The sequence below is a fragment of the Methylocella sp. genome, assembly GCF_044226135.1.
Lineage (GTDB): Bacteria > Pseudomonadota > Alphaproteobacteria > Rhizobiales > Beijerinckiaceae > Methylocapsa.
Window position 1 is genome coordinate 26,924 of sequence record NZ_JBGAHM010000025.1, and the last position, 24,348, is coordinate 51,271.

The 24,348-nt window shown below is 67.6% G+C and carries 19 protein-coding genes and 4 pseudogenes; 19 read left to right on the top strand and 4 right to left on the bottom strand.

Annotated elements, in window-relative coordinates:
- The first annotated feature begins 20 nt into the window (after window positions 1-20).
- Together ACILRB_RS11280 and ACILRB_RS11285 are read left to right on the top strand one after the other, a co-directional pair.
- Entirely contained in the window at window positions 21-344 is a 324-nt protein-coding gene (locus ACILRB_RS11280; RefSeq protein ID WP_395666404.1) for a glycosyltransferase, read from the top strand.
- A gap of 251 nt (window positions 345-595) precedes the next feature.
- Window positions 596-1,300 (top strand): annotated as a pseudogene (locus ACILRB_RS11285) (SOS response-associated peptidase); the annotation flags it as partial.
- A gap of 436 nt (window positions 1,301-1,736) precedes the next feature.
- Here the strand turns inward: ACILRB_RS11285 and ACILRB_RS11290 are convergent.
- A complete protein-coding gene (locus ACILRB_RS11290) occupies window positions 1,737-2,327 on the bottom strand; it encodes a TetR/AcrR family transcriptional regulator (RefSeq protein WP_395666387.1) in 591 nt (196 codons plus the stop codon).
- Between the two features lie 373 nt (window positions 2,328-2,700).
- Between ACILRB_RS11290 and ACILRB_RS11295 the strand changes: the two genes are divergently transcribed.
- The 10 genes and pseudogenes from ACILRB_RS11295 (at window position 2,701) to ACILRB_RS11340 (ending at window position 10,966) form a co-directional block, all read left to right on the top strand.
- Window positions 2,701-3,435, top strand: coding sequence for an autoinducer binding domain-containing protein (locus ACILRB_RS11295; RefSeq protein ID WP_395666388.1), 735 nt, complete (start codon window positions 2,701-2,703; stop codon window positions 3,433-3,435).
- A gap of 244 nt (window positions 3,436-3,679) precedes the next feature.
- Window positions 3,680-3,997: pseudogene (locus tag ACILRB_RS11300) on the top strand (acyl-homoserine-lactone synthase); the annotation flags it as partial.
- A gap of 104 nt (window positions 3,998-4,101) precedes the next feature.
- Complete coding sequence (locus tag ACILRB_RS11305; protein WP_395666407.1) at window positions 4,102-4,239, top strand: hypothetical protein; 138 nt, start codon at window positions 4,102-4,104, stop codon at window positions 4,237-4,239.
- Window positions 4,240-4,598: 359 nt separating this feature from the next.
- A complete protein-coding gene (locus tag ACILRB_RS11310; protein ID WP_395666405.1) occupies window positions 4,599-5,204 on the top strand; it encodes a sulfite exporter TauE/SafE family protein in 606 nt (201 codons plus the stop codon).
- Window positions 5,205-5,212: 8 nt separating this feature from the next.
- Window positions 5,213-6,113 (top strand): annotated as a pseudogene (locus ACILRB_RS11315) (NAD(P)H-quinone oxidoreductase); the annotation flags it as partial.
- Between the two features lie 347 nt (window positions 6,114-6,460).
- The gene (locus ACILRB_RS11320) at window positions 6,461-6,691 is read left to right on the top strand and encodes a hypothetical protein (protein WP_395666406.1); all 231 of its coding nucleotides are present in this window, start codon (window positions 6,461-6,463) and stop codon (window positions 6,689-6,691) included.
- Window positions 6,692-6,944: 253 nt separating this feature from the next.
- Window positions 6,945-7,166, top strand: a pseudogene (locus tag ACILRB_RS11325) (ArsC/Spx/MgsR family protein); the annotation flags it as partial.
- A 168-nt stretch (window positions 7,167-7,334) separates the two neighbouring features.
- Window positions 7,335-8,105, top strand: coding sequence for a hypothetical protein (locus tag ACILRB_RS11330; RefSeq protein ID WP_395666389.1), 771 nt, complete (start codon window positions 7,335-7,337; stop codon window positions 8,103-8,105).
- Window positions 8,106-8,390: 285 nt separating this feature from the next.
- Window positions 8,391-9,008 (top strand): 30S ribosomal protein S4, encoded by a 618-nt coding sequence (gene rpsD / locus ACILRB_RS11335; protein ID WP_395666390.1) that lies wholly within the window; start codon window positions 8,391-8,393, stop codon window positions 9,006-9,008.
- Window positions 9,009-9,337: 329 nt separating this feature from the next.
- Window positions 9,338-10,966: an OFA family MFS transporter gene (locus tag ACILRB_RS11340; RefSeq protein ID WP_395666391.1), complete on the top strand. Its 1,629-nt coding sequence runs from the start codon at window positions 9,338-9,340 to the stop codon at window positions 10,964-10,966.
- Window positions 10,967-11,034: 68 nt separating this feature from the next.
- Here the strand turns inward: ACILRB_RS11340 and ACILRB_RS11345 are convergent, their stop codons facing one another.
- Both ACILRB_RS11345 and ACILRB_RS11350 read right to left on the bottom strand, forming a co-directional pair.
- The gene (locus tag ACILRB_RS11345) at window positions 11,035-11,370 is read right to left on the bottom strand and encodes a hypothetical protein (RefSeq protein ID WP_395666392.1); all 336 of its coding nucleotides are present in this window, start codon (window positions 11,368-11,370) and stop codon (window positions 11,035-11,037) included.
- An 80-nt stretch (window positions 11,371-11,450) separates the two neighbouring features.
- Window positions 11,451-13,049, bottom strand: a complete 1,599-nt coding sequence (locus ACILRB_RS11350; RefSeq protein WP_395666393.1) for a hypothetical protein — start codon at window positions 13,047-13,049, stop codon at window positions 11,451-11,453.
- A gap of 183 nt (window positions 13,050-13,232) precedes the next feature.
- On the opposite strand from ACILRB_RS11350, the gene ettA reads away from it, so the two are divergent.
- Window positions 13,233-14,885 carry an energy-dependent translational throttle protein EttA gene (ettA, locus tag ACILRB_RS11355; RefSeq protein ID WP_395666394.1) on the top strand — a complete coding sequence of 551 codons (1,653 nt, stop codon included), beginning with the start codon at window positions 13,233-13,235 and terminating at the stop codon, window positions 14,883-14,885.
- Between the two features lie 313 nt (window positions 14,886-15,198).
- Window positions 15,199-17,283 carry a glycosyl hydrolase 108 family protein gene (locus ACILRB_RS11360; RefSeq protein WP_395666395.1) on the top strand — a complete coding sequence of 695 codons (2,085 nt, stop codon included), beginning with the start codon at window positions 15,199-15,201 and terminating at the stop codon, window positions 17,281-17,283.
- 41 nt (window positions 17,284-17,324) lie between these two features.
- Here the strand turns inward: ACILRB_RS11360 and ACILRB_RS11365 are convergent, their stop codons facing one another.
- A complete protein-coding gene (locus tag ACILRB_RS11365) occupies window positions 17,325-18,023 on the bottom strand; it encodes an HAD-IA family hydrolase (protein WP_395666396.1) in 699 nt (232 codons plus the stop codon).
- 367 nt (window positions 18,024-18,390) lie between these two features.
- Between ACILRB_RS11365 and rpiA the strand changes: the two genes are divergently transcribed.
- From rpiA to ACILRB_RS11390, 5 genes are all read left to right on the top strand, one after another.
- A complete protein-coding gene (gene rpiA, locus ACILRB_RS11370; protein WP_395666397.1) occupies window positions 18,391-19,107 on the top strand; it encodes a ribose-5-phosphate isomerase RpiA in 717 nt (238 codons plus the stop codon).
- A gap of 23 nt (window positions 19,108-19,130) precedes the next feature.
- Window positions 19,131-19,676, top strand: a complete 546-nt coding sequence (locus ACILRB_RS11375) for a DUF2059 domain-containing protein (RefSeq protein WP_395666398.1) — start codon at window positions 19,131-19,133, stop codon at window positions 19,674-19,676.
- A gap of 59 nt (window positions 19,677-19,735) precedes the next feature.
- A complete protein-coding gene (gene gor / locus ACILRB_RS11380) occupies window positions 19,736-21,154 on the top strand; it encodes a glutathione-disulfide reductase (RefSeq protein WP_395666399.1) in 1,419 nt (472 codons plus the stop codon).
- A gap of 7 nt (window positions 21,155-21,161) precedes the next feature.
- Entirely contained in the window at window positions 21,162-23,615 is a 2,454-nt protein-coding gene (locus tag ACILRB_RS11385) for a plasma-membrane proton-efflux P-type ATPase (RefSeq protein ID WP_395666400.1), read from the top strand.
- 134 nt (window positions 23,616-23,749) lie between these two features.
- The coding region (locus tag ACILRB_RS11390; RefSeq protein WP_395666401.1) for a 3-deoxy-7-phosphoheptulonate synthase at window positions 23,750-24,348 on the top strand (599 nt) is incomplete at its 3' end.

Genomic DNA, 24,348 nt, shown 5'->3' on the forward strand with positions numbered 1-24,348 from the left:
TCGCGCTTTACGCCGGCAACATCGGCGCGAAACAGGCGCTCGAGGTGATGCTCGACGCGGCGCGCCTCCTCAAGGATCGGCCCGACCTTTATTTCGTCGTCGCCGGCGACGGCCCGGAAAAGGCGCGCCTCATGCGCGACTACGCCGACCTGCCCAATCTGCGCTTCCTGCCGCTCCAGCCTGAAGAGCGGCTGTGCGAACTGCTCAATCTCGCCGATCTCCACGTGCTGCCGCAGTCGAGCGGCGCGGCCGATCTCGTGCTGCCCTCGAAGCTCGGCGGCATGCTCGCGAGCGGCAAGCCGGGTTCTCGCGACCGCCGACGCAGGCACGGAGCTTCTTCATGAAGTGCTCGACGGTGTCGCGATTCTCGTGCCCGCCGGCGACAGCGAGGCGGTGGCGCGCGAGATCGCGTGCGGTCGCCGAAACCGGCGCGCATCCCGCGCTCGGGAACGGGCGCGGCCTCGCCGCGCAGTTCGCCCGGGAGAAATGCCTCGAGCAGTTTCGCGCCTTCGTCGATCAGGGACGCGCGCCCGCGAAATGAGCGCGTCCAAGCGGCGGCGCGGGAGAACGGCGATGTGCGGATCGCCGCGCGGCGGCCATGCCGCCCGAAGAAGCGCGGCGCTGGTTCGGCTATTTGGACCAGCCGAATTTTCCGCCGCGCTATAATATCGCGCCGACCCAGCCCGTGGCGATCGTGCGCGAGCGCCCCGGAGCGGACGGCGTCGAACGGCGCTTCGCGCTGATCCGCTGGGGCTTTTTGCCCGCGTTCGTCAAGGATCCGCGCAGCTTTCCTCTGATCTTCAACGCCCGCGCCGAAAGCCTGCGCGAGAAGGCGAGCTTCTCGGCGGCGATGAAGCGCCGTCGCTGCCTTTTCGTCGCCGACGGTTTTTATGAATGGCGCAGCGACGCCCGGCGCGCGCGAAGCAGGGACGCCTTTCCGTTCCGCCGCGCCGACGGCGCGCCGATCGGCTTCGCACGGGTGTGGGAAAGCTGGAGCGGGCCGAACGGCGAGGAGGTCGACACGGCCTGCATCGTCACCACCGCGGCCAATCGCGCGACCGCCTGCGTGCATGATCGCCTGCCGGCGATGATCGAGCGGAAGGATTTCGCGCGCTGGCTCGCGGCTGACGAGACGGCCGCGGCCGACGCCTTTTCGCTGCTCGCGCCCGCGCCGGACGATCTGCTGACGTTTTTCGAGATCGGCCCCGAGGTCAATGACGCGCGCAACGAGGGGCCGCAGCTGCAGCGCCTGTCCGCGCCAGGCGAACCGGCGTCGACTGTTCAGCCTTCGTTGTTCTGAGCGGAGCGAAATCGTCGCGCGCGGAAGGTTGCGGACGGCGATGAAATTGATCGCGCGCATGGACGCCGTCCTTTATTGATTAAGAATTAATGACGTCTCCGCGATCGTCTCTCTGGCCTTGCTGTGCGAGGCTGAGAGCTACGGTCGCGCCCGATCTCGGTCAGTTCGACGCGAGGTTCTTGGGCGCGGCTTGGCTGACTGTTCGCCGAAAGTCCGATCATGAATTTGAACTTTACGCGGATTGCTCAACCGGCTCGCGGCGCTCTTGCGGCGGGCGGCCGCGCGAGAACTTTTTCCATGGCGGCCTGGACCAGGCGCGCCATGCGCGAGCGTCGGAAGAGCTCAACAAATGCCCGCCGCTCGACGCGAGATTCCGCGCGTCGAAATAAACGCGCGATCTCGGGCAGATCAGCGCGCCTCGCGGGGCCGGATGCGCTCAGCGAAGCGCGACGAGGCAGAAATCGACCATCTGGTCGAGCGTCGGCTCCGGCTCCTGCGCGCATTCCACCATGAGGCGCGGGTGGCAGAAGCGGATGCAGGCGCTGCGCACGAGAATCGCGGCGAGCTGACAGTCCTTGACGTGAAATTCATCGGCCTCGACGCCCTGAGAGATGATCGTCGTCATCACGCTGTTGAGCGTCCTCGAATGCTCCTGCACGATCGGCCAGCTTTCATTGAAGGCGGTCTCGAGCAGTTCATGCAGCTTGCGGTTGGCGACGAAACGCTGGGCGTTGGATTTTTCGAGCGTGGCGATCGCCTCGCGCAGCTTTTCGCCGGCGGAGCCCTTTCCGCGCGCGACGGCGTCGACCTCGGCCTCCATCTGCGCGAGCAGGCGGCGCGCGACGGCCTCGTTGATCTCGGCCTTGGCCGAAAAAAATCGATAGACATTCGCAGGCGACATGCGCAATTCGCGCGCGATGTCGGCGACAGTGGTTTTTTGAAATCCGATCTGGCTGAACAAGCGCTCCGCAACATCGACAATGTTCTGGTGCGTGTCGCTTTCTCTCTGTTCGCTGACGATTTTCATTCTATGACTATTCCTAATCTTCTCAACGCATCATACAGCCGCGACGCCGCCAAAGCTTCCCCTATATGGGGACGAACAGGAATGTGAGCGGCCTTCGCGCTCGGATCTTGCCAGCGTCAGGCGCGCGAGAATCGGCGCGCATATTAAATCACCTGTTTATATTGAATTTTCATACGTCTACGGAACGCGTCGCAACTGGACGATGTATTCAATAATATTTGCTTCCATGCGTCCGCGCATCGCCTTTGATGAAGTTGAAAGTCGAACGGGGTTGAACGCGATCACCTTGATAATCTTATCATTCTTGGCGCGGCGAAATTGCTAAATGCGGCGGCCGACGGAAACCCGCCTTCGGGGCGGACAGGAGACGGGTATGCAAGGGCTTGAAGACGTCGACATCCGCCGGCTTTTGGATCTCGAAACGGACTTGACCGATCAGACGCTTGATAAATTTATCGACTATATTCGGGATCGTTACGGACTGGCGCATGTCGCCTATCTATGCCCGTCCTTCCGCGGCCGCACGATCGAGAACCCTTTTGCTCATATGACGTATAGCGACGACTGGATCAAGCACTACAAAGCGAGCGGCTACACTGCGATCGACCCGGTCGTGAACGTCGGCGCGCGCTCCCTTCTGCCGGTCGACTGGTCGAAGCTGCCGCGCCCGAACAAGAAAGTGCAGCGCCTGTTCGGCGAGGCCAAGGAACATGGCGTCGGCGAGCAGGGCCTCACCATTCCCGTGCGCGGCCCGACCAACGGCCTCTGGGCGCTGTTCGTGGCGACGTCGAACGAATCGCCGCGCGAATGGGCCGCGCGCCGCTACGATCTGATGCGCGATCTCGTGCATGTCGCCCATTTCGTGCATCAGCGCGCCTACAGCATTCACGCCGAAGACACGCCGATCGACCTCAACGCGATCACCAAGCGTGAAATCGAAGCGCTCGAATGGTCGGCCGAAGGCAAATCCGTCGCCGACATCGCGATCCTGATGCGTATCTCGGTGGAGACCGTCAAGGCGCATCTCGACTCCGCGCGCTACAAGCTGCAGGCGCTGAACCGCGTGCACGCCGTGACCAAAGCGATTCGCGCCGGTCTTATTCGCTGACGTTTTTCAATATTATTCAATGTCTCCACAGGGCCGACGCCGCGACATGTTGTCGCGGCGTCGTTCTGTATTGGCCTGGGCCGGCCGCCGCTGTGGTCGGCTCTCTCGATTTATCCCCTATCGGGGGAATATCCTTAAAATTGCCGGAGTAGAAAATGAACTCATCTTCCTACAAGGAGAGCTCACATGATCGAGATCATTTATGGATATGAACGCTGAAGAGCGCCGTGACGTCTTCGAAGAGATGTTTCGTCAGCGTAAGCAAATCTTCATCGACCAGAAGAAATGGGACATCCCATCTGTGAACGGCGAATTCGAAAGAGACGAATTCGATCGCGACGACGCGGTCTATCTGTGCAGCATGCTTCCGGACGGCACGCTCGCCGGGTCGATCCGCTTCCTGAACACTTCGACCGAGCATATGGCGACCACCGTGTTCCAGCATATGTTCCCGGGGCTCGTGATCCGCTCGCCGACGATCTGGGAGGCGACCCGCTTCGCCGTTTCGGAAGACCGTCGCCTCCAGCCGAACGGCGTCTCGCGCGCCGCCTGCGAGATCATCGCCGGCATGTGCGCCTTCGCCCTCGACCATGGCGTGACGCAGATGGTCGCGATCACTCGAAGCTGCTGGCGCGGATCTTCAATCGCTGCGGTCTGCGGCATGTCGTGCTCGGACGCCACAGAAGCGCGGCCCATGGCTCGCTTCAGTTCGGCCTCTGCGACGTGTCGCCCGAGCTCGAGGCCTCGATCCATGCGGCGACGGGGCTCTCCGCCTACGACGCCTTCGCCGAAGCGGCGGAATAGGCCGGCGCCTGACCGGGCGGCTCGTCTTCGCCCGTCTCGGGCGGCCCGTTCGCCCGCCTCGCAACGCCCGGATCGCGCCGCGACCCGGGCGAAGCGCTTTACGCTCAAGATTATGCGCTCGAGCCGCGGCGCATGACTTTTCGCGCAGGCGCATTAAAAGGAACGACAGCGTCGCAGGACGGCCGATCGAACGGCCGCCCGGAAGGACCGCGCGATGTTCGCTCTTTTTATCGTCGCGCTCGCGGCCTTCGCCGCCGGCGTCATCAACGCGCTCGCCGGCGGCGGCCTCTTCCTTACGCTCGGCGCTCATCGCCGCCGGCGCGCCGCCCATCGCCGCCAACGCCTCGAGCACCGTCGCGCTGTTCCCCGGCCAGGTGACGACCGCCTTCGCGGCCCGCGACGGCCTCAAGGCGGCGGCGCTCGACCCGCGGGTCGACGCCCGCGTGCTCGGCGCGATCAGCCTCGTCGGCGGCTTCATCGGCGCGCTGCTGCTGCTCGTGACGCCGCCGGCCGTGTTCGCGCGCATCATTCCCTGGCTGATCCTGTTTGCGACCACCGTCTTCGCGGCGGGCTCCGCGCTCAAGCCGGACAACCGCTTCATGCGGCTCAACGCCAAGGGAATCTATGTCGCCCAGGCGATCGTCGCGATCTATGGCGGCTATTTCGGCGGCGGCATCGGCATTTTGATGCTCGCCGCGCTGACGCTGTACGGGCTGCGCGACATCTGGCTGATGAACAGCCTGAAGATCTTTCTCGCCACGCTGATGAACGCCGCGGCGGTGCTCGCGCTGGTCTTCACCGACCTCATCTTCTGGCGCCTGACGCTGATCGCCGCCGTTTCGGCGATCGCGGGCGGTTATGTGGGCGTCCATGCGGCGCGCAGGCTGCCGCCGAAGATCGTGCGCGGCTTCGTCATCGCGATGGGCGTCGTCCTGACCGTCTATTTCTTCGTGAGGGCGCCGTGACGTCGACCATGCGCTACATTTATTTCGAGGGCGCGGGCGGCCCGGAGGTCATCCGGATCGGCGAGGCGCCAGTTCCCTCGCCCGGGCCGGGCGAGGTTTTGATCGAGGTCGCGGCGGCCGGCGTCAACCGGCCGGACTGCGCGCAGCGCCTTGCGTCTATCCGCCGCCGCCGGGCGAGTCCGACGTGCCGGGCCTCGAAATCTCGGGCCCGCGTGGCGGCGCTCGGGGAAGGGGTCGAGGGCCAGCGTCGGCGACGCGGTCTGCGCGCTTCTCGGCTCGGGCGGCTACGCCGACTATGCGCTGGCCAAGGCCGCGCTCTGCCTCGAACTTCCGCGCGGCCTCGACCCCGTCGAAGCCGCGGCCCTGCCGGAGACGGTCTTCACGGTCCATGACAACGTGTTCACGCGCGGGCGCCTCGCCCCCGGCGAGACCTTGCTCGTTCATGGCGGATCGAGCGGGATCGGCTCGATCGCGATCCAGCTCGCCAAAGCGTTCGGCGCGCGGGTCATGGCGACGGCGGGCTCCGACGAGAAATGCGCCTTTTGCAGCAAGCTCGGCGCGGAGCTCGCGGTCAATTACCGGACGCAGGATTTTCTCGCCGAGGCGAAGGCGTTCACGTCGGGCGGGGGCGTCGACGTCGTGCTCGACATGGTCGGCGCGCCCTATCTGCAGCGCAACTCGGCGCTGGCCACGGAGGGCCGCTGGTCGAAAATCGCCTGTTCGGGCGGCGGCAAGGCTTGTCGCCGATCCTTTGCATGCTCGGGCGGCAGCGCAAGGTCGCCGAGAAGGCCGCGATCGCGCAGGGTGCTGCGCGAGAAGGTCTGGCCGCTGATCGAAGCCGGCAAGGTCAGGCCGGTCGTTCACGCGCGCCTTCCGCTCGAAGCGGCGCGGCAGGCGCATGACGCTCTCGGCGCTGGGCAAGACCCTGACCAGCGCCCGCGCCGCGCCGGGGCCCTTGATCGAAATCAAGGCGCAGGCCGCGCAGAGATCGCGCAAAAGTCAGGAGGGACGCGCGATGCGACTGATCATGGGCGCGGCCGCGCTCGCTCGCCGCCGCCGCCGACGGCGCAAGGACGCGTCATCTTCAAGCCCATTCCCGCAGCTGTGGGCGAGATCCGCGGCGCGCGGCCGACGCCGGCGCAGATCGACCTCGGCCGCAAGCTGTTTTTCGACGCGCGGGCTTTCAGGCAGCCAGGCGCTGAGCCTGCAACAGCTGCCAATATCGGCGGCGGCGGCCCGACGCCGGTCCGACCTCGATCGGCCATGGCTGGCAGCGCGTCGCGCCGCGCCCCGAGCGTGCTCAACGCCGAAGTTCAACAAGGCGCAGTTCTGGGACGGGCGCGCCGCCGACCTCAAGGCAGGCCAAGGGGCCGATGGAGAACCCCATTGAAATGAACGCCACGGTCCCAGCGTTGGCGGTGCTCAACTACATGCCCGAATATGTCGCCGAATTCCGCAGCGCCTTCCGGGCGAGGCCGATCCGGTGACTTTCGACAACGCCGCGCAGGCGTGATCGAAGCCTTCGAGGCGACGCTGATCACGCCGAATGCGCCCTTCGACCGCTTCCTCGAAGGCGACGAGAACGCCCTGACCCCGGTCCAGAAGGCCGGCCTGCGCCTGTTCAAGTGATTGGTAGCTGCGCCGCCTGTCACAGCGGCGTCAATCTCGGCGGCAATGGTTATTATCCATTCGGCGGTCGTCGAGAAGCCCGGCGCCGACATCCTGCCGCCGGGCGACCGCGGGCTTGGCGCGCCGGACGTGACCGACGAACAGCGCCTCGACGCGATCGAGCAGCGTCCGGCGCTGCTCAACAGGCCGATCGTCGTCACGCCGAAAGGGGTCAGGCTGTGCCGCCCGGCCGAGCTCGCGCTCGACCTCCTGCCGCCGCAGCGGGGCGAGTTTTTCAAGGAGAACGGCGAGCGCGTCGTCGACGGGCAGGGCCGTCAGGTCGCGACCGGATAGCCCCGGCCGCAAGGCGCGGACGCCTCCTGCGTGACGCATAAGGTCAAGTTTTCCGCCGCCGTCGGCGCCACAGTCCGGTCGCGCGTCGCGCGCCGTCGCGTCAGGCCGACGCAAGCCGCCGCGCGTAAGACAGTCGGGCGCAAGCCGCAGAAAAGGGATTGAAGAATCATGCCGAGAACCGAGACCGGCGCAACGCCGCGCGCCCGCACGGCGCTGCGCGCCTTCGCCGCCGCGGGCTTCGTTCTGAGCTGCGCCGCCGCGATGGCGCAGGAGCCCGCGAAGCCCCAGCCGCACCAGCCGCTGCAGAAGACCATTGGCGAAGCTTACGCCGAGCGGCCTGTTCCCTCGCTCGCCGTGATCAACGCCGCCGGGGCGAAGCTCGAGGGAGGCAAGCTCGTGCTGACCGGGGTTTCGGCGAATGCGATCGTCTTCGCCGACCGTCCCGTGCGCGCCGCGGGCCATGAGACCCTGCAGCAGTTTCTGCAGCAGTGGGACGAAGGCAAGAACAGCTTCGCGGCCGACCCGCCCAACGCCACCGTGTCCGTTCTCGGGGCCAAGGCCGGCGACGTCTCCGACGCGGTCGTGACGCTCAAGGCGCCAAAGCTCGAAGGCGCGACGCTGACCTTTGACGTCGCGGTTCTTGAGGGTTCGCTCGCGGCCGGCGGGCCGGCGGCGCTGTTCATCGACGCCTTCGCCATGCGCGGACCCTATGGCGGAGGCTTCGCGCATGTCGGCGGCTGGGGCGGCGCCTCCTATGGCTGGCATGGGGGCGGCGCGGCCTATTATCATCCGCCCGTGTATCATGGCGCGTGGTACGCCCGCCCGGCCTATCCTGTCGGCGTCGGGGCGGCGGGCTTCGTCGCCGGCGCGGCGGTGGGCGCCGCGGCGGCAGCGCCCCGGCCGGCCTGCGGCTATTATCCCTATCCGCCGTGCTACTGACCCGCGCCTGGGCGTCTCCGCTTGACGCCTGCGAAAAACCGGGCTAAGCGCTCTCCTCTCGCCGCGCCTTAATGGCGCGGCTCGTGTTTTGGGCGAAGGTCCGAAACAAACGCACCCGCGGCGCGCTTTTGGCGCGCCTGTCGGCCCCGACGCAAGAAGGGGCGGAGGAGGGCGCGTTCCTCCCGCTGCGGGAGGACGCGGGCTTTGGTTCTCTCGCTCCTCGCCGGGGCGAGGGGTTCTGTGCGCGCGCGCCTCTCGCGGCTTTTCCGTTCACGAGGACACGCGATGACGAAGCGCGCAGAAGCCAAGTATAAAATCGACCGCCGTATGGGCCAGAACATCTGGGGCAGGCCCAAAAGCCCGGTCAACCGCCGCGAATATGGCCCCGGCCAGCACGGCCAGCGCCGCAAGGGCAAGCTGTCCGACTTCGGCACCCAGCTCAAGGCCAAGCAGAAGCTCAAGGGCTATTACGGCAACATCTCCGAGAAGCAGTTCCGCAAATATTACGCGGAGGCGATCCGCATGCGCGGCGACTCGGGCGACAACCTCATCGCCCTGCTCGAGCGCCGTCTCGACGCGGTGGTCTATCGCGCGAAGTTCGTGCCGACGGTGTTCGCCGCGCGCCAGTTCGTCAACCATGGCCATGTCAAGGTCAACGGCAAGCGCGTCAACATCGCGTCCTATCTCGTCAAGGTCGGCGACGTCGTCGAAGTGCGCGACGCCGCGCGCGAGATGATCATGGTCGTCGAGGCGAAGAACCTCGCCGAGCGCGACGTGCCCGATTATTACGAAGTCGACCACACCAAGATGACGGCCAAAATCACCCGCATCCCGCTGCCGGCGGAGGTGCCCTATCCGGTGATGATGGAGCCGAATCTCGTCATCGAATTCTATTCGCGCTGACGCGGCCGGATTTCGAAAGCCTTCAGAGCCGTCCGCCATGCGGGCGGCTCTTTTTTGTCCGTCGGTCGTCCCTTCTGCGCAAACGCCGGCGACGCCGCGCCCCCTTGGGGCCGTCGCTTCGGCGAAACCGGCCGAAGTCCGTCAGGCTTTCCGGACCGACGCCGCGCAGCGCGTCTGAACATTGACGCCGACGCGCCGGAAAAAGACCGCCCAAGGCAAGAAGGCGATTGCTCCAGCGTGAGCGATGCTGCACCTTCGCAGGCCCAGCGGCGAACAAACGGCCCGCGACAGAGGCCGCCCGCACGCTCAAGAAAATATCGGGGAGGATGATGCCGACTGTTTCTCGAATCGAGGGCGCGCCGGCGCGCCCGGGGTTTCTGTCGCGCGAACATACCGTGGCCAAACCCGGCTTCAACCGCTGGCTGGTTCCGCCGGCGGCGCTCGCCATTCATCTGTGCATCGGCATGGCCTACGGCCTCAGCGTATTCTGGCTGCCGCTCTCGCGCGCGCTCGGCCATGACCAGTCGATCGCCTGCCCTGACATGTCGATCGCGACGGCGCTGTTCACGACAAGCTGCGACTGGCGCGTCAGCGACCTGCTCGTCGTGTTCGAGCTCGGCATCGTCTTCCTCGGCCTTTCGGCCGCCGTCTTCGGCGGCTGGCTCGAACGCGCCGGCCCGCGCAAGGCGGCGCTGGTCGCAGCCCTGTGCTGGGGCGGGGGCTTTCTCATCGGGGCTTACGCCGTCCATATCCATCAGCTCTGGCTGCTCTGGCTCGGCCTTGGCGTCGTCGGCGGGATAGGCCTCGGCCTCGGCTATATCTCGCCGGTCTCGACGCTGATCAAATGGTTCCCTGACCGGCGCGGCATGGCCACCGGCATGGCCATCATGGGCTTTGGCGGCGGCGCCATGATCGGCTCGCCGCTCGCCAATCTGCTCATGACGCATTTCCGCACCCCGACCGACGTCGGCGTGTGGCAGACCATGGCGACGCTCGGCGCGATCTATCTCGTGGTCATGCTGTGCGGCGCTTTCGGCTATCGCGTGCCGCCGAAGAACTGGGCGCCCGAAGGCTTCGTCGCCCCGCATCACAAGCGCCGTTTCGTCACCCATGGCGACGTGGCTCTGCGCGACGCGCACAGGACGCCTCAGTTCTGGCTGATCTGGATCGTGCTGTGCATGAACGTCTCGGCCGGCATCGGCGTGCTCGCCATGGCTTCGCCGATGCTTCAGGAGATCTTCGCCGGCGCGCTGATCCGCCTGCCGCAGATTCCCTTCTCGGGCCTCGACGCCGGGCAGAAGGCAGCGGTGGCGGCGGTCGCGGCTGGCTTCGTCGGTCTGCTGTCGCTGTTCAACATCGGCGGACGTTTCGCCTGGGCGTCATTCTCCGACAAGATCGGCCGCAAGACGACCTATTTCGTCTTCTTCGGCCTTGGCGTCGTTCTCTACGCGCTTGCGCCGACCTTCGCCCACATGGGCTCGAAGCTGCTTTTCGTCGCTTCGTTCTGCATTACCCTGTCGATGTATGGCGGCGGCTTCGCCACCGTCCCCGCCTATCTCGCCGACATTTTCGGGACGCGCTACGTCGGCGCCATCCACGGACGCCTGCTGACCGCCTGGTCGACGGCGGGCGTGCTCGGCCCGGTCGTGGTCGGCTACATCCGCGACGCGCAGATCGAGGCGGGCGTCGCGCGCGCCCTCGTCTACGACCGCACGATGTATATTCTGGCCGGCTTTCTCGTGGTCGGCTTCGTCGCCAATCTTCTTGTGCGGCCGGTCGATCCGAAATGGCTGATCGACGAGCCCGAGGTCGAGACCCCGCATGCCGCGGGCGGAAGCGCGCAGGGCGTCGGAGCCGGACGCTTCGACGCCGCGACGGCGCTGCCATGGGCGCTCGTCGGACTGCCGATCCTGTGGGGCGTGTGGAAGGCGCTCGAAAGCGCCGCCCGGATGTTCTGAGCGCTCCGCTTTGACGACGGCTTTTTGGCAGGCTCGCCGCGCCGCGGCGCCACGCTTCCGCGCGGCGCTTAGCTTCTGAAGGAGAACAGCCGCGCTTCGGCGATCGCAGCGCGCAGGTCGCCCTTGTCGAGGCGCGCGCCATTGGCGGCGAGCGCCTGCAGTCCGGCGGCGAGGCGCGGGCCGATGCGGTGCGGGTCGAAGACGGGCTCGGCGCCCGGCCCGCGCACGGCGGCTTCGAGCGCCGCGAACTCGTCGCCGCCGCCGGCGTCGACCGCGAGCGCCAGCGCGGCGGCTTTCCGCGCGTCGTCGCCCGGGTATTGCGCGCGCAGCAGCAGATAGAGATTGACGAAGCGCTTCAGCGCGCGGGCCGAGCCGCCGGCGACCGGCGCGAGACATTCGAGCACGCTTTCCTCCTGCGGGCCGAGCGGCTCGTCGAGCGCGGCGCGCGGCGCGGGCGGCGGCTGGGCGGCGTCTTCGGCGCCGATCAGCTCGCGCAGCTGGCGCGCCGGGTCGCGCCGCGCGGCGAGCTCGGCCGCCGACAGGGGCGCGGCGATCCATTTTTCGAGGTCGGCGGCGCGGTCGATCCGCGCGCCGGATCGACCGCGACCAGACTCACATAGCCGGGCCCTGGCGAAAAACGCAGAAGCTCGCGCGCGCGCTCGGGCGTCACCATGTCGAGATTGTCGAGCGCCAGAACGACGCGGCGCAGCTTGCGATCGGCCCCGGCCTCGACCATCGCGCCGAGCGCGGCGATGAAACGTTGCGCCTGCTGCCTGACGAGATCGGCGACGAAGGGCGAGGGTTCGGCGGCGGTCGCGCTGAGGCCGCCGCGGGCGCGGCGCTCGGCCTCCGCCGCCTTGCGGCTCAGCCGGTCGACCTCGCCGGCGAGGTCCTGCACGCGCCGCGCCTGATGCGCGAGCAGCCCGTCGGCGTCGCGGCCGCGCTCCGTCAGCTCCCGCTTGAGCAGCTCTTCGGCGCGCGACAGGAGATGCAGCAGCCGTCCGCCGCGCCACAGGTTGGAGAGCAGGGCCCAGGCCGCGCCGGCATAGGCCGCGAGCCGAAGCGGTTCGAGCCATGAGACATGGGAGCGGATCGCGCCCGCGACGGCGCCCATGTCGGGCTGCGCCGCGATCCAGCCGGTCCACTCCGCCTGATGGTTGAGCGCGACGCCGATCCCGAAGCCCGCAAGGGCGAGCGCGCCCGCCCAGATCAGGCGCTTCGACTGGCCCCTGAGGCCCCAGAACAGATTGGCGATAAAACCCGCGCGCCCGGGCCCGCGGGCTTCGGCGAGGCCGCGGGCCATGTCCTTGAACTCCGCGACGGCGTCGCCGCGCGGGCCGAGGCGGCTCATCATGGCGTTGACGGCGCCGCGCCGGCGCGCGATCTCGGCGTCGACCCTCGAGCCCGGCGTTTCATAGAGCACGATGTCCATGAGCCGCGCGCGATGCGCCTCCGCTTCGTCGAAGGAGCGGCGCTCCTCCTGCAGCTTGCGGCTCGCGGCGTCGAGCCGCTCATAGGCTTCGCGCGCGGCGAGTCCCGGGTCGCGCGCGGCGTGGCTCGCCTCGAGCCCGAGCTGCGGCGCGTCGACCGCGAGCCGGCCATAGAGCGCGCCGGCGAGCGCGGTCGCGGGCGCGCCGTCCATGTCGGCGGCGTCGAGGCGAAGGACCTGGGTCTCGCCGTGGAAGGCCGGCGCCTGCCCGGCGCGCGCGGCGGCGGCGAGCCGCTCGACCGCGGCGACGAGCCGGTTCAGGACGACGCTCTTGCCCGAGCCCGAGGGACCGACGAGCCCGATCGAGAACGGCGTCTGCGTGCGCCTGTGCAGCGCGAGCTCGGCGAGGAGGGCGACGGCGGTTTCGTCAGAGGCGTCGGAGGGCCGGGGATTTTCGGCGGTTTCGGCGCGAAACAGGACGGGCGCGCGCTCCGGCGCGGCCTGCGCCTGCGTCTGGGCCTGCGCGCGGGCGGAGCCCGGCGGGGGCGCGGCGGGCGGCGCGATCGCCGGCTCGATCCGCCGCGCCGCGGGCGCGGCGTCGGCGCTCCGGCCGGGGACGATCGATCCGAGTTTGCGCAATCCGAGGTCGGGCAAGGCTCAAATCCCTGGTGAAGAGGAGGGCCCGTTCTAGACCAAATCGGAGCAAGATCAATGCGCGGGACCGTCGCGGCCATGGCCCGGGGAAAATGGCCCCGGCCAAACAACTGGACCGAAGGCGGCCGCGCGTCTACATAACGCCCAACCCCTGAACGCAAGACGCACCGATGCGGAGCCCTGATGGCGCGGCAATTCATTTATCATATGCAGGGTCTGACCAAGACCTATTCGACCGGCAAGAAAGTCCTCGAGAACGTCAACCTTTCTTTCTACCCTGACGCCAAGATCGGCGTGCTCGGCGTCAACGGCGCGGGCAAGTCGACGCTGCTCAAGATCATGGCCGGGATCGACAGGGAGTATACGGGCGAGGGCTTCGTCGCCGAAGGGGCGCGGGTCGGCTACCTGCCGCAGGAGCCGCAGCTCGATCCGGCGCTGACCGTGCGCGAGAACGTGATGCAGGGGGTGGCCGCCAAGACGGCGATCCTCGAGCGCTACAACGAGTTCGCCATGAACTATTCTGACGAGACCGCCGACGAGATGACCCGGCTGCAGGACGAGATCGAGGCCAAGGGCCTGTGGGATCTCGACGCCCAGGTCGAGCTCGCCATGGACGCGCTCGGCTGCCCGCCCGACGATTCGCCGGTCGACAAGCTCTCGGGCGGCGAGCGCCGCCGCGTCGCGCTCTGCCGGCTCCTGCTGGAGCAGCCCGAACTGCTGCTGCTCGACGAGCCGACCAACCATCTCGACGCCGAGACGGTGAACTGGCTCGAAGGGCATTTGCGCAATTATCCGGGCGCGATCCTGATCGTCACCCATGACCGCTACTTTCTCGACAATGTGACGGGCTGGATCCTCGAGCTCGACCGTGGCCGCGGCATTCCCTACGAAGGCAATTATTCGGCCTGGCTGAAGGCCAAGCAGAAGCGCCTGAGCCAGGAGAAGAGCGAGGACGAAGCGCGCATCCGCGCCATCGCGCAGGAGGCGGAGTGGATCTCGCAAAGCCCCAAGGCGCGCCAGGCGAAGTCCAAGGCGCGCGTCCAGCGCTATGAGGATCTCGTCGCCAAGCAGGGCGAGCGGGCGCCGAGCGCGACGCAGATCGTCATTCCCGTGGCCGAGCGGCTCGGCAATACGGTGGTCAATTTCGAGGGCATCTCCAAGGGATTCGGCGACACGCTGCTGATCGACGACCTGACCTTCAAGCTGCCGCCCGGCGGTATCGTCGGCGTGATCGGCCCGAACGGCGCCGGCAAGACCACGCTGTTTCGCATGATCACCGGGCTCGAGAAGCCGGACAAGGGTTCGATCACGATCGGCGACTCGGTCAAGCTCGGCTATGTCGACCAGTCGCGCGACGCGCTCGACCCCAAGAAGAACGTCTGGGAGGAGATTTCCGACGGCAATGAGGTGATCTACCTCGGCAAGAAGGAGATCAACTCGCGCGCCTATACGGGCGCCTTCAACTTCAAGGGGCCAGACCAGCAGAAGAAGGTCGGCAATCTTTCAGGCGGCGAGCGCAACCGCGTGCATCTCGCCAAGATGCTGAAATCGGGCGCGAACCTGCTGCTGCTCGACGAGCCGACCAACGACCTCGACGTCGAGACGCTGCGCGCGCTTGAGGACGCGCTGACCGATTTCGCCGGCTGCGCGGTGATCATCTCGCATGACCGCTTCTTCCTCGACCGCATCGCGACGCATATCCTCGCCTATGAAGGCGACAGCCATGTCGAATGGTTCGAGGGCAATTTCCAGGATTACGAGGAGGACAAGAAGCGCCGCCTCGGCCTTGAGAGCCTGATTCCGCACCGCATGAAGTACAAGCGGTTTTCGCGGTAGCAAGCAGAAGCTCTACAGTAAATACGCAGGATTGGGGCGGGGCTCGCCGGGCGGCGGGCTCCGCTCTTTTATTTTGAGCGGGCGATCCGTCATCCTGCTTGCGCGGGCGTGATTTTGCGCGTAACTATTAATGATAGTTGCTTTATCGGCGGTGACAGACATGCCGCGTTGAAGCATAGATATTGATTTTTTGTGGATTTATATTTTTTCCGGTGCGCCAAATACAAATTAAGGCGCAGTCGTCGCGCATGTCAAAACAGCTAAATCTGCTCGATTACAAACAGATCTGCAAAATTCCTCCCCGGAGATCACGATGCCAAGCGGTCAGGGCCTCGTCGATCGGGCCGTCAGACATCTTTCCGAAAAATACGATTTCGTGCTGGTTCCAAAAGACGATCCGGACTGGAAAGGTCCCTGGGACTGCGCCGAATTCATTTCCTGGCTCGTGTATCAGGAAGCCGGCGTCCTCTACGGCTGCAAAGACAACAGAAGCGATCCCCATACGGCCGACGCCTACACCGGCTATTGGCGGCGCGACGCGACGAGCCTTCCCATCAGCGTTCCCGCCAAGCAGGCCGCCGCCACGCCGGGCGGCGTTCTGCTGCGGTTTCCGCCGGCCCCCGGGACCATGGGCCACATCGCGCTCAGCGACGGGAAGGGCGGCACGATCGAGGCCATGGGAAAGGCCTATGGCGTGCGTCGCGGCAGGGTCGACGGACGCAAATGGGACGCGGGCGTCCTCATCCCCGAAATTCAGTATGGGGACGCCGCCGCGCCGCGCGACTTCACGCCGCCTGGGCCGCTCTATTATCCTGAAGCGCCCGGCATGCACGAGGCCGTCGTGCGGCGCATTCAGGCGGCGCTGCGGGCGAAGGGCTTCGACCCCGGCAAGATCGACGGCGATTATGGGCCGGACACCGCGCGCGCCGTTAGCGCCTTTCAGACCTCGGTCGGGATCGTCGCCGACGGCGAGGTGGGAAAGGACACCGCCGCGAGGCTCGGAATCAGTCTTGATCCCGCCGTGGCCGCCGTGTCTGCGGCGCGTCAGGACAAACCGGGGGACGCCATGGGTCCGCTCATCCCTATCGCGCTGAACGTGCTTCCGATCATTCTCCAGGCGCTCGCCGGCGACAAGACCGGCGCGATCGCCGCGAGCGTCAGCAAGGCCGTCGCCGACGCCGCGGGCACGCAGGACCCGGACGTCGCCCGTCAAAAGTTGAACGCCGACCCCGCGGCCGAACGGGCGCTTCAGATCCGGCTTGCGGAAATCGCCGCGGATCAGGAGAGCAAGCGCCAGGAGGCGCAGCTTCTCCTGATCAGGGAGGCGAACGCGCGCGACGCCGACGAACGCAAGGACGATCTGGCCCGGCTCGGCGAAGAGCTCAGGGATGTCGGCGACGCGCGCCGCAGCGCGCTCGAATGGGCGAAGCTCGACGGGCCGCAAAAATGGGGGCCTCTCGCCATTTCGCTGCTCGTCATCCTGGGCTTCTTCGTCAATCTCGGCTGGCTCACCGTCATGGGCGGTCCGCAAATGAACGTCGCCGCGACAGCCCCGGAGATGCAGAAAAGCGCCGATCTGCATTACCAGTCGCTGTTTCAGCTGATCAATCTGACGCTCGGCGCGCTCGTCGCCGCGTTCACGACCGTCGTGACCTTCTGGCTCGGCTCGTCGCAGGGGTCTCGCATCAAGGACGTCGCCGGCGTCAATCAGCAGGTCGAGCAGACGCGACAGGCGGCGGAGCTGATGAAGTCCGCGCAGTCGACGATCGAGGCCACCCAGTCGAAAGCCCTGACGATCGAGGCGGCCCGCGCGTCGCTCGCGCCGGAAAGGGCGTCGGCTCCGGCTGCGCCGGCGAAAAAATTCTCCAATTTTCAGCGTTGCGTCGACATCGTGCTCGCCAGGGAGGGCGGCTTCGTCGACCATCCCGACGACCGCGGCGGCGCGACCAATTTCGGGATCACGATCGGCACGCTCTCGAAATGGATGCAGGACCGCGTCGGCCGGCCCGCGGACGTGGAGGACGTCAAGAGCCTGACGCGCGAGACGGCCTGCGAAATTTATCGCACGCGCTACTGGAACGTCTGTCGCTGCGACGACCTTCCGCCCGGCGTCGATCTCGTCGTCTTCGACATGGCGGTGAACATGGGGCCCGGACGCGCGGCCAAAATTCTCCAGCAGGTCGTCGGGGCGGAGGCCGACGGCTCGATCGGAGACGCCACGCTCGCCGCGACGAAAGCCATGCGCCCCGCCGACGTCGTCGTCAAAACGACGGAGCGTCGGCTGCAGTTCTATCGCGGCCTCGACAATTGGGACGCCTTCGGCCGGGGCTGGACGAACCGCGCCAATGACGTCGAGCAGGCCGCGCTCGTCATGACGCGGGACAATCCCGCGGCCTAGGCGCCGCCGCGGGCCCGGCGCGCCGCCGGACCCGGCCCGCCTCACGCCACGTGAAACACCGCCGAAAGCTCCTCGACCGCGTCGAAAAGCTCGTCGAAGCTTTTCACGATCCGGTCGGGCTCGAAGGTCTCGACCGGCAGGTCGGTGTAGCCGAAGGTCACGGCGACGACCGGCACCTTGGCGTTCTTCGCCGTGTCGATGTCGGTGCGCGAATCTCCGACCATGATGGCGCGGCGCGGGTCGCCGCCGGCCTTGGCGATGGTCTGCAGCAACGCGTCGCCGTCGGGCTTCGACACGTCGAACGTGTCCTTGCCGCAGATCGCCTTGAAGCGCTGCGCGACGCCAAGCGCCGTCAGCAGCAGGCGCGCGCTCGACTCCACCTTGTTGGTGCAGATCGCGAAGGTCCAGCCGGCCGCCTCGAAGCGGTCGAGCGCCTTGGTCACGCCCGGATAGAGCGTGGAGTCGTCGGCGATATGCGCCTCGTAATGCGCGAGATAGTCGGTGAAAAGCTCGTCGAGCCGCTTTTCGTCGACGGTCACGTCATTGGCCTTGAGGCCGCGCTGGAGCAGCGCCTTGGCGCCCGAGCCGACCATGCCGACGGCGTCCTTGAAGGGAATGGCGGCGAGCCCTTCGCGCGTCAGGATGGCGTTGAGCGTCGCGACGAGATCGACCGCGGTGTCGGCGACCGTTCCGTCCAGGTCAAAGACCAGCAGCGGGGGAGGCGTGAAGGTGGAAGTCATGGGCTCCTGCTTAGGTCAAGAATCCGGCGTCTTCGAGAAATTCCGGCGTGAGAACTTTCCGTTGACGCAAATATGCGCCTACGCCCGGCGAAGATGGAAAAATCTTCGCCGGATGCGTGTCGGGAGCGCGTTTCCGGCAGCGTCGGCGAGGATGGCGCGGAAAGCAAGAGCGCCGCGCGCTTTTCGGCCGCCAACTTCGGATAAACGTACTAAAATTTTCCGGATTTCCGCCGCCGGCGCCTGAATGGCGGGCGCCGCCGACATAGGCTGAAGGATCGGGGCCCGGGCCCGGCGCCGCTTGACGGGCGCGGACGCGACCGCTAACCCGCTGGCGGCCTCATGCGGCGAGGCCGTCCGGAGCGGCTCGATGACCAAGCTCAATCTTGACGACGCCAAGCGCGCCGCCGCAGCCGAAGCGTTGACGCTGGCCAGGCCCGGCATGAGGCTTGGCCTCGGCACGGGGTCCACGGCGCGCCATTTCGTCGACCTGCTCGGCGCACGCGTCGCCTCGGGCCTCGACGTTCTCTGCGTGCCGACGTCCGAAGACACGCGCGCCCAGGCCGAACGGCTCAAAATTCCGCTGACGACGCTCGACGAAACTCCCGAGCTCGACCTGACTGTCGACGGGGCCGACGAATTTGACGCGCGGCTGCGCCTGATCAAGGGCGGCGGCGGCGCGCTTTTGCGCGAGAAGATCGTCGCCGCCGCCTCGCGCGCCATGGTCGTCATCGCCGACGCCGGCAAGAAGGTCGAGACGCTGGGCGCGTTCCCGCTGCCGGTCGAGGTGGTCCGCTTCGGCCTCGAGGCGACGCGCCGCCATGTCGTCGCGGCCGCGCGCGCTTCGGGCTGCGAGGGCGACGTCGCGCTGCGCCGCGCCGCGTCCGGCGCGCCTTTCGTCACCGACAATGGCAATTACATCCTCGACTGCCGCTTCGGCGCGCTGCCGCGCCCGGACGATCTCGCGCAGGCGCTGAGCGTCCTGCCGGGGGTGGTCGAACACGGGCTCTTCATCGGCCTCGCCCGGATGGCGATCGTCGCGGGGCCTGACGGAGTCGCGCGCTTCGGCGCCGTCGAGACGCGTTGAAGCCGCGGCGCGGGAGAAGCTGCATGAAACGATCGCCACAGGAATTTCGCCGCGCCGTCGCGACGGCGTTCGCCCTCGCGCTGGCCGCGGGGCCGACCGCGGCGCAGGCGCAGAAGCCGGCGCCCGCGCCGGCGGCGGCCGCCAACGTCATCAAGCCGTCGCATCTCGCCGCGGCGCGGGCGCTCGTCCTCGCCTCCGGCATGGCGCGCTCCTTCACGGTGGTGCCGGCGCAATTCGTGGGGCAGATCGCGGATTCGATCGTGCAGACCCGCCCCGAGCTCGCCGGCGACCTCAAGGAGGTGCTGAACAATCTCCAGCCGGAGTTCGAGCGCCTGCCGGACGAGATGGTCGGCGTCGCCGCGCAGATCTTCGCCCAGCGGATGAGCGAGGCCGACCTTTCGGCCGCCGTCGCCTTCTTCACCAGCGCCGCGGGCAAGGCCTATGTCGCGTCGCAGCCCCTGGTGCTCGGCGACATCATGACCGCCATGCAGGGCTGGCAGGGCAAGCTGTCGACCCAGATGATGAGCCGCGTGCGCGAAGAAATGAAGAAAAAGGGCCATGACATCTGAGCTTGGCCGCGCCACGGTCCCGCGGCGGGAACGGGCGGAAAACCTTGAGCTGGGGCGCCATGGCTGACTTCGATTTCGACCTCTTCGTCATTGGCGCCGGATCGGGCGGCGTGCGCGCGGCCCGCGTCGCGGCGGGCTATGGCGCCAGAACCGCCATCGCCGAAGAGTTTCGCGTCGGCGGAACCTGCGTCATCCGCGGCTGCGTGCCAAAAAAACTCATGGTCTACGCCAGCCGCTTCCGCGACGAGTTCGAGGACGCCGCGGGCTTCGGCTGGACCGTTCCGGCGACGCTGTTCGACTGGAGCCGGCTCGTCGCCGCCAAGGAGCATGAAATCTCGCGGCTTTCGGCGATCTACCGGGCCAATCTGCAAAAGGCCGGCGTCGCGCTCGTCGACAGCCGCGCCGAGGTCGTCGACGCGCATCGCGTGCGCCTCGTCGCCGACGGGCGGATCGTGAGCGCGAAGACCATTCTGGTCGCGACCGGCGGCGCGCCGGTGCTCGAGCCCGACGTTCCCGGGCGCGAGCACGCGATCACCTCGAACGAGATCTTCGACCTCAAGACCATGCCGGCGCGCCTGCTGATCGTGGGCGGAGGCTATATCGCGGTCGAATTCGCCTCGGTCTTCGCGCGGCTCGGCTCGAAGGTGATCCTCGCCTCGCGCGGCGAGAACGTGCTGCGCGGCTTCGACGAGGACATGCGCTGCGGCGTTCGCGACGCGCTGCAGGCGGCGGGCGTCGAAACCCATTTCAGCCATCTGCCGACGGCGATCGAGAAGGCGGACGAGGCGTACAGGGTCAAACTCACCTCGGGGCTTGAGGTCGAGGTCGACCAGATCCTGCTCGCGACCGGCCGCAGGCCCGCGACGGCGGGGCTCGGGCTTGAGGCCGCGGGCGTCGAGCTCGACGGCGTCGGCGCCGTCAAGGTCGACGAATTCTCGCGCTCGAACGTGCCCTCGATCTATGCGGTCGGCGACGTGACCCACCGCGTGGCGCTTACCCCGATCGCCATCCGCGAGGGCCACGCCTTCGCCGACACCGTGTTCGGCGACCGGCCGACGCCGGTGCGACACGAGCACGTGCCGACCGCCGTCTTCACCACGCCGGAGCTTGGCGTCGTCGGCCTCACCGAGGGGCAGGCGCGCGAGGCCTATGACTGCGTCGACGTCTATCAGGCGAGCTTCCGGCCCATGAAGGCGACGCTCTCGGGCTCGTCGCAAAAGACGATCATGAAGATCGTCGTCGACGCGAAGTCCGACGTCGTGCTCGGCGTGCACATTCTGGGGGAGGGCGCGGGCGAGGTCGTGCAGGCGATCGCCATCGCCGTCAGGCTCGGGGCGAAGAAGGCCGATTTCGACGCGACAGTGGCGGTGCATCCGACCGCCGCCGAGGAGTTGGTCACCATGCGCGTGCGCACCGCCCGCTACGAACGCGCGACGCCGGGGCCGGAGGCGCCCGACGCCATGCCGGACGAGGCGTGAGGCGCGGATGACGGCTGAGAACATCGGCGACGCCGCCGCGGCGGCCGGGCCGACGCCCGGCGGCGACGCGGCCGGCCTGACCGAGGCCGAGGCCGCGCAGCGTCTTGCACGCTATGGCGAGAACGGACTCATCGAACACAGGATCGGCGCGCTCGGGCGGCTTGCGCGGTTTTTCTGGGGGCCGATCCCCTGGATGATCGAGGTCGCGGCCGCCCTTTCGGCGGCGCTGCGCCACTGGGACGATCTGGCGATCATCCTGACCATGCTGTTCATCAACGCCGGCGTCGGCTTCTGGCAGGAGACCAAGGCCGACACCGCCATCGCCCTGTTGAAGCAGCGGCTCGCCCTCAAGGCGCGCGTCCGGCGCGACGGCGTCTGGAAGGACATTGCGGCGCGGCTCGTCGTTCCGGGCGATCTCGTCCATATCAAGCTCGGCAATGTCGTTCCGGCGGACGTGAAACTGACCGAAGGCGACTATCTCAGCGTCGATCAGTCGGCGCTGACCGGGGAATCGCTGCCCGTCGACAAAAAGGCGGGCGACGAGGCCTATTCCGGCTCGATCGCGCGGCAGGGCGAAATGAGCGGGGTCGTCACGGCGACCGGCATGAACACCTATTTCGGCAAGACCGCGCAGCTCGTCGAGCAGGCGCAGACGGTCTCGCATTTCCAGCAGGCCGTGCTGAAGATCGGCAATTTCCTGATCTTCGTGACGATCGGCCTTGTCGTGATCATCGGCCTCGTCGCGCTCTGGCGCCACGATCCGCTGATCGAGACGCTGCAGTTCGCGCTCATCCTGACCGTCGCCTCGATCCCGGTCGCCCTGCCTGCGGTCCTCTCCGTGACCATGGCCGTCGGCGCGGAGCGGCTCGCGCGGCGCAAGGCCGTCGTCTCGCGCCTCGTGGCCATCGAAGAGATGGCCGGCATGGACGTGCTGTGCACCGACAAGACCGGCACGCTGACCCGGAATGAGCTGACCCTCGGCGAGCCGGAGCCCGCGCCGGGGTTCGCGCGAGACGAGCTCATCGTCGCGGCGGCGCTGGCCTCGCGGCGCGACGCGCCGGACCCGATCGACCGCGCCATTCTCGCCGGCCTTTCGTCCGCCGGCGCGCTCGACGGCTTCCGCGTGACGACGTTCGAGCCGTTCGATCCGGTCGCCAAGCGGGCAGAGGCCGCGATCGAGACCGACGGACGGACGTTCAGGGTCGCCAAGGGCGCCCCGCAGGCGATCGTCGCGCTCTGCGCGCCGGACTCCGCCGAGCGCGCGGCGATCGAGGCCGCCGTCGATCGCGAGGCGGCGCGCGGCTTTCGCACGCTCGGCGTGGCGCGGACGGATGAGGCCGGAAGCTGGCGCTTTCTCGGCCTGCTGCCGCTCTACGATCCGCCGCGCGAGGATTCGGCCGAAACCATCGCCACCGCCCGGGCGATGGGCGTCGACGTCAAGATGGCGACCGGCGATCATGAGGCGATCGCGAAAGAGATCGCGGGCGAGCTCAGGCTCGGCCAGAACATCGTCGTCGCCGACGCCGTGTTCGGGCCCGGGGCCGGGGGCGACGTCCTGCCGCGCATTCTCGCCGCCGACGGGTTCGCGCGCGTCTTTCCCGAGCACAAGTTCAGGATCGTCAGGGCGCTGCAGGAGGCGGGCCATATCGTCGGCATGACCGGCGACGGGGTGAACGACGCCCCGGCGCTGAAGCAGGCCGACGTCGGCATCGCGGTCAGCGGCGCGACCGACGCCGCGCGCGCCGCCGCCGATCTCGTGCTCACCGCGCCCGGGCTTTCGGTGATCGCCGCCGCGATCGAGGAGGCGCGGCGCATTTTCGAGCGGATGAACAGCTACGCGATCTACCGCATCTCGGAGACGACGCGGCTGCTCCTGTTCATGACCGCGAGCATTCTCGTCTTCAATTTCTATCCCGTCACCGCGGTCATGGTGGTGCTGCTGGCGCTCCTCAACGATCTGCCGATCATGATGATCGCCTATGACAACGCGCCGTTCGCGGCGCGCCCGGTGCGCTGGGACATGCGGCGCGTGCTGACGATCGCCTCGACGCTCGGGGCTTTCGGCGTCGCGTCGAGCTTCGGCGTGTTCTGGCTCGCACGGAACTATTTCGGCCTGCCCGAGCCGGTCGTCCAGTCGATCGTCTTTCTCAAGCTGCTCGTCGCCGGGCACATGACCATCTATCTGACGCGCAACAGGGGGCCGGTCTGGGAGCGTCCCTGGCCGAGCCTGAAGTTGATCATCCCCTGCGAGCTGACGCAGCTTCTTGGCACATGCGCCGCCGTCTACGGCTGGTTCATGGCGCCGATCGGCTGGACCTATGCGCTGATGGTCTGGGGCTACGCGCTCGCCGCTTTCCTCGTCGGCAGCCTCGTCAAGATGGGCGCCTATCGTCTGCTCGACGCACGCGCCGCGCGCCGGGAGGTCCGGCCCGGGCCGGCGGCGAGCCCGGCCGCGCCATAGCCGCGCGGCCGTGTCGGAACGGCTTGCGTCGCAGGCTTTTCCCCTGTTAAAGGAGCCGTTTGAACGAGCGTCGCCGAAATTTTGTCCCGGCTGGACGCTTTTGCGGCGCCTTTCGCCGCCCGGGAGTCGATGACATGTCCGCCGAAAACTGGTCGCCGTCGAGCTGGAGAGCCAAGCCGATCGAGCAGTCGCCCGTCTATCCCGACGCGGCCGCGCTCGCCGAGGTGGAGCGCCAGCTCGCCGGCTTCCCGCCGCTCGTCTTCGCGGGCGAGGCGCGCAAGCTGAAGCGCATTCTGGGCAAGGTGGCGAACGGCGAGGCCTTTTTGCTGCAGGGCGGCGACTGCGCCGAGAGCTTCGCCGAGCATTCGGCCGACAACATCCGCGATTTCTTCCGCGTGTTCCTGCAGATGGCCGTGGTCGAAACCTTCGCCGCCGCCCTGCCGGTGGTCAAGGTTGGCCGCATCGCCGGCCAGTTCGCCAAGCCGCGCTCGGCGCCGATGGAGGAGGTCGGCGGCGTCTCCCTGCCGAGCTATCGCGGCGACATCGTCAACGACATCGCCTTCAACGAAGCGGCGCGCGTGCCGGACCCGCACCGCCAGCTGATGGCCTATCGCCAGTCGGCGGCGACGCTGAACCTCATCCGCGCCTTCGCCACCGGCGGCTACGCCAATCTCGAGAACGCGCATCAGTGGATGCTCGGCTTCGTCAAGGACAGCCCGCAGTCGGCGCGCTA

Bases quoted from the DNA above. Each gene is read 5' to 3' on its own strand.
- ACILRB_RS11290 (WP_395666387.1), bottom strand. From the start codon at position 2,327: ATGAAAATCGTCAGCGAACAGAGAGAAAGCGACACGCACCAGAACATT.
- ACILRB_RS11295 (WP_395666388.1), top strand. From the start codon at position 2,701: ATGCAAGGGCTTGAAGACGTCGACATCCGCCGGCTTTTGGATCTCGAA.
- ACILRB_RS11330 (WP_395666389.1), top strand. From the start codon at position 7,335: ATGCCGAGAACCGAGACCGGCGCAACGCCGCGCGCCCGCACGGCGCTG.
- rpsD (WP_395666390.1), top strand. From the start codon at position 8,391: ATGACGAAGCGCGCAGAAGCCAAGTATAAAATCGACCGCCGTATGGGC.
- ACILRB_RS11340 (WP_395666391.1), top strand. From the start codon at position 9,338: ATGCCGACTGTTTCTCGAATCGAGGGCGCGCCGGCGCGCCCGGGGTTT.
- ettA (WP_395666394.1), top strand. From the start codon at position 13,233: ATGGCGCGGCAATTCATTTATCATATGCAGGGTCTGACCAAGACCTAT.
- ACILRB_RS11360 (WP_395666395.1), top strand. From the start codon at position 15,199: ATGCCAAGCGGTCAGGGCCTCGTCGATCGGGCCGTCAGACATCTTTCC.
- ACILRB_RS11365 (WP_395666396.1), bottom strand. From the start codon at position 18,023: ATGACTTCCACCTTCACGCCTCCCCCGCTGCTGGTCTTTGACCTGGAC.
- rpiA (WP_395666397.1), top strand. From the start codon at position 18,391: ATGACCAAGCTCAATCTTGACGACGCCAAGCGCGCCGCCGCAGCCGAA.
- ACILRB_RS11375 (WP_395666398.1), top strand. From the start codon at position 19,131: ATGAAACGATCGCCACAGGAATTTCGCCGCGCCGTCGCGACGGCGTTC.
- gor (WP_395666399.1), top strand. From the start codon at position 19,736: ATGGCTGACTTCGATTTCGACCTCTTCGTCATTGGCGCCGGATCGGGC.
- ACILRB_RS11385 (WP_395666400.1), top strand. From the start codon at position 21,162: ATGACGGCTGAGAACATCGGCGACGCCGCCGCGGCGGCCGGGCCGACG.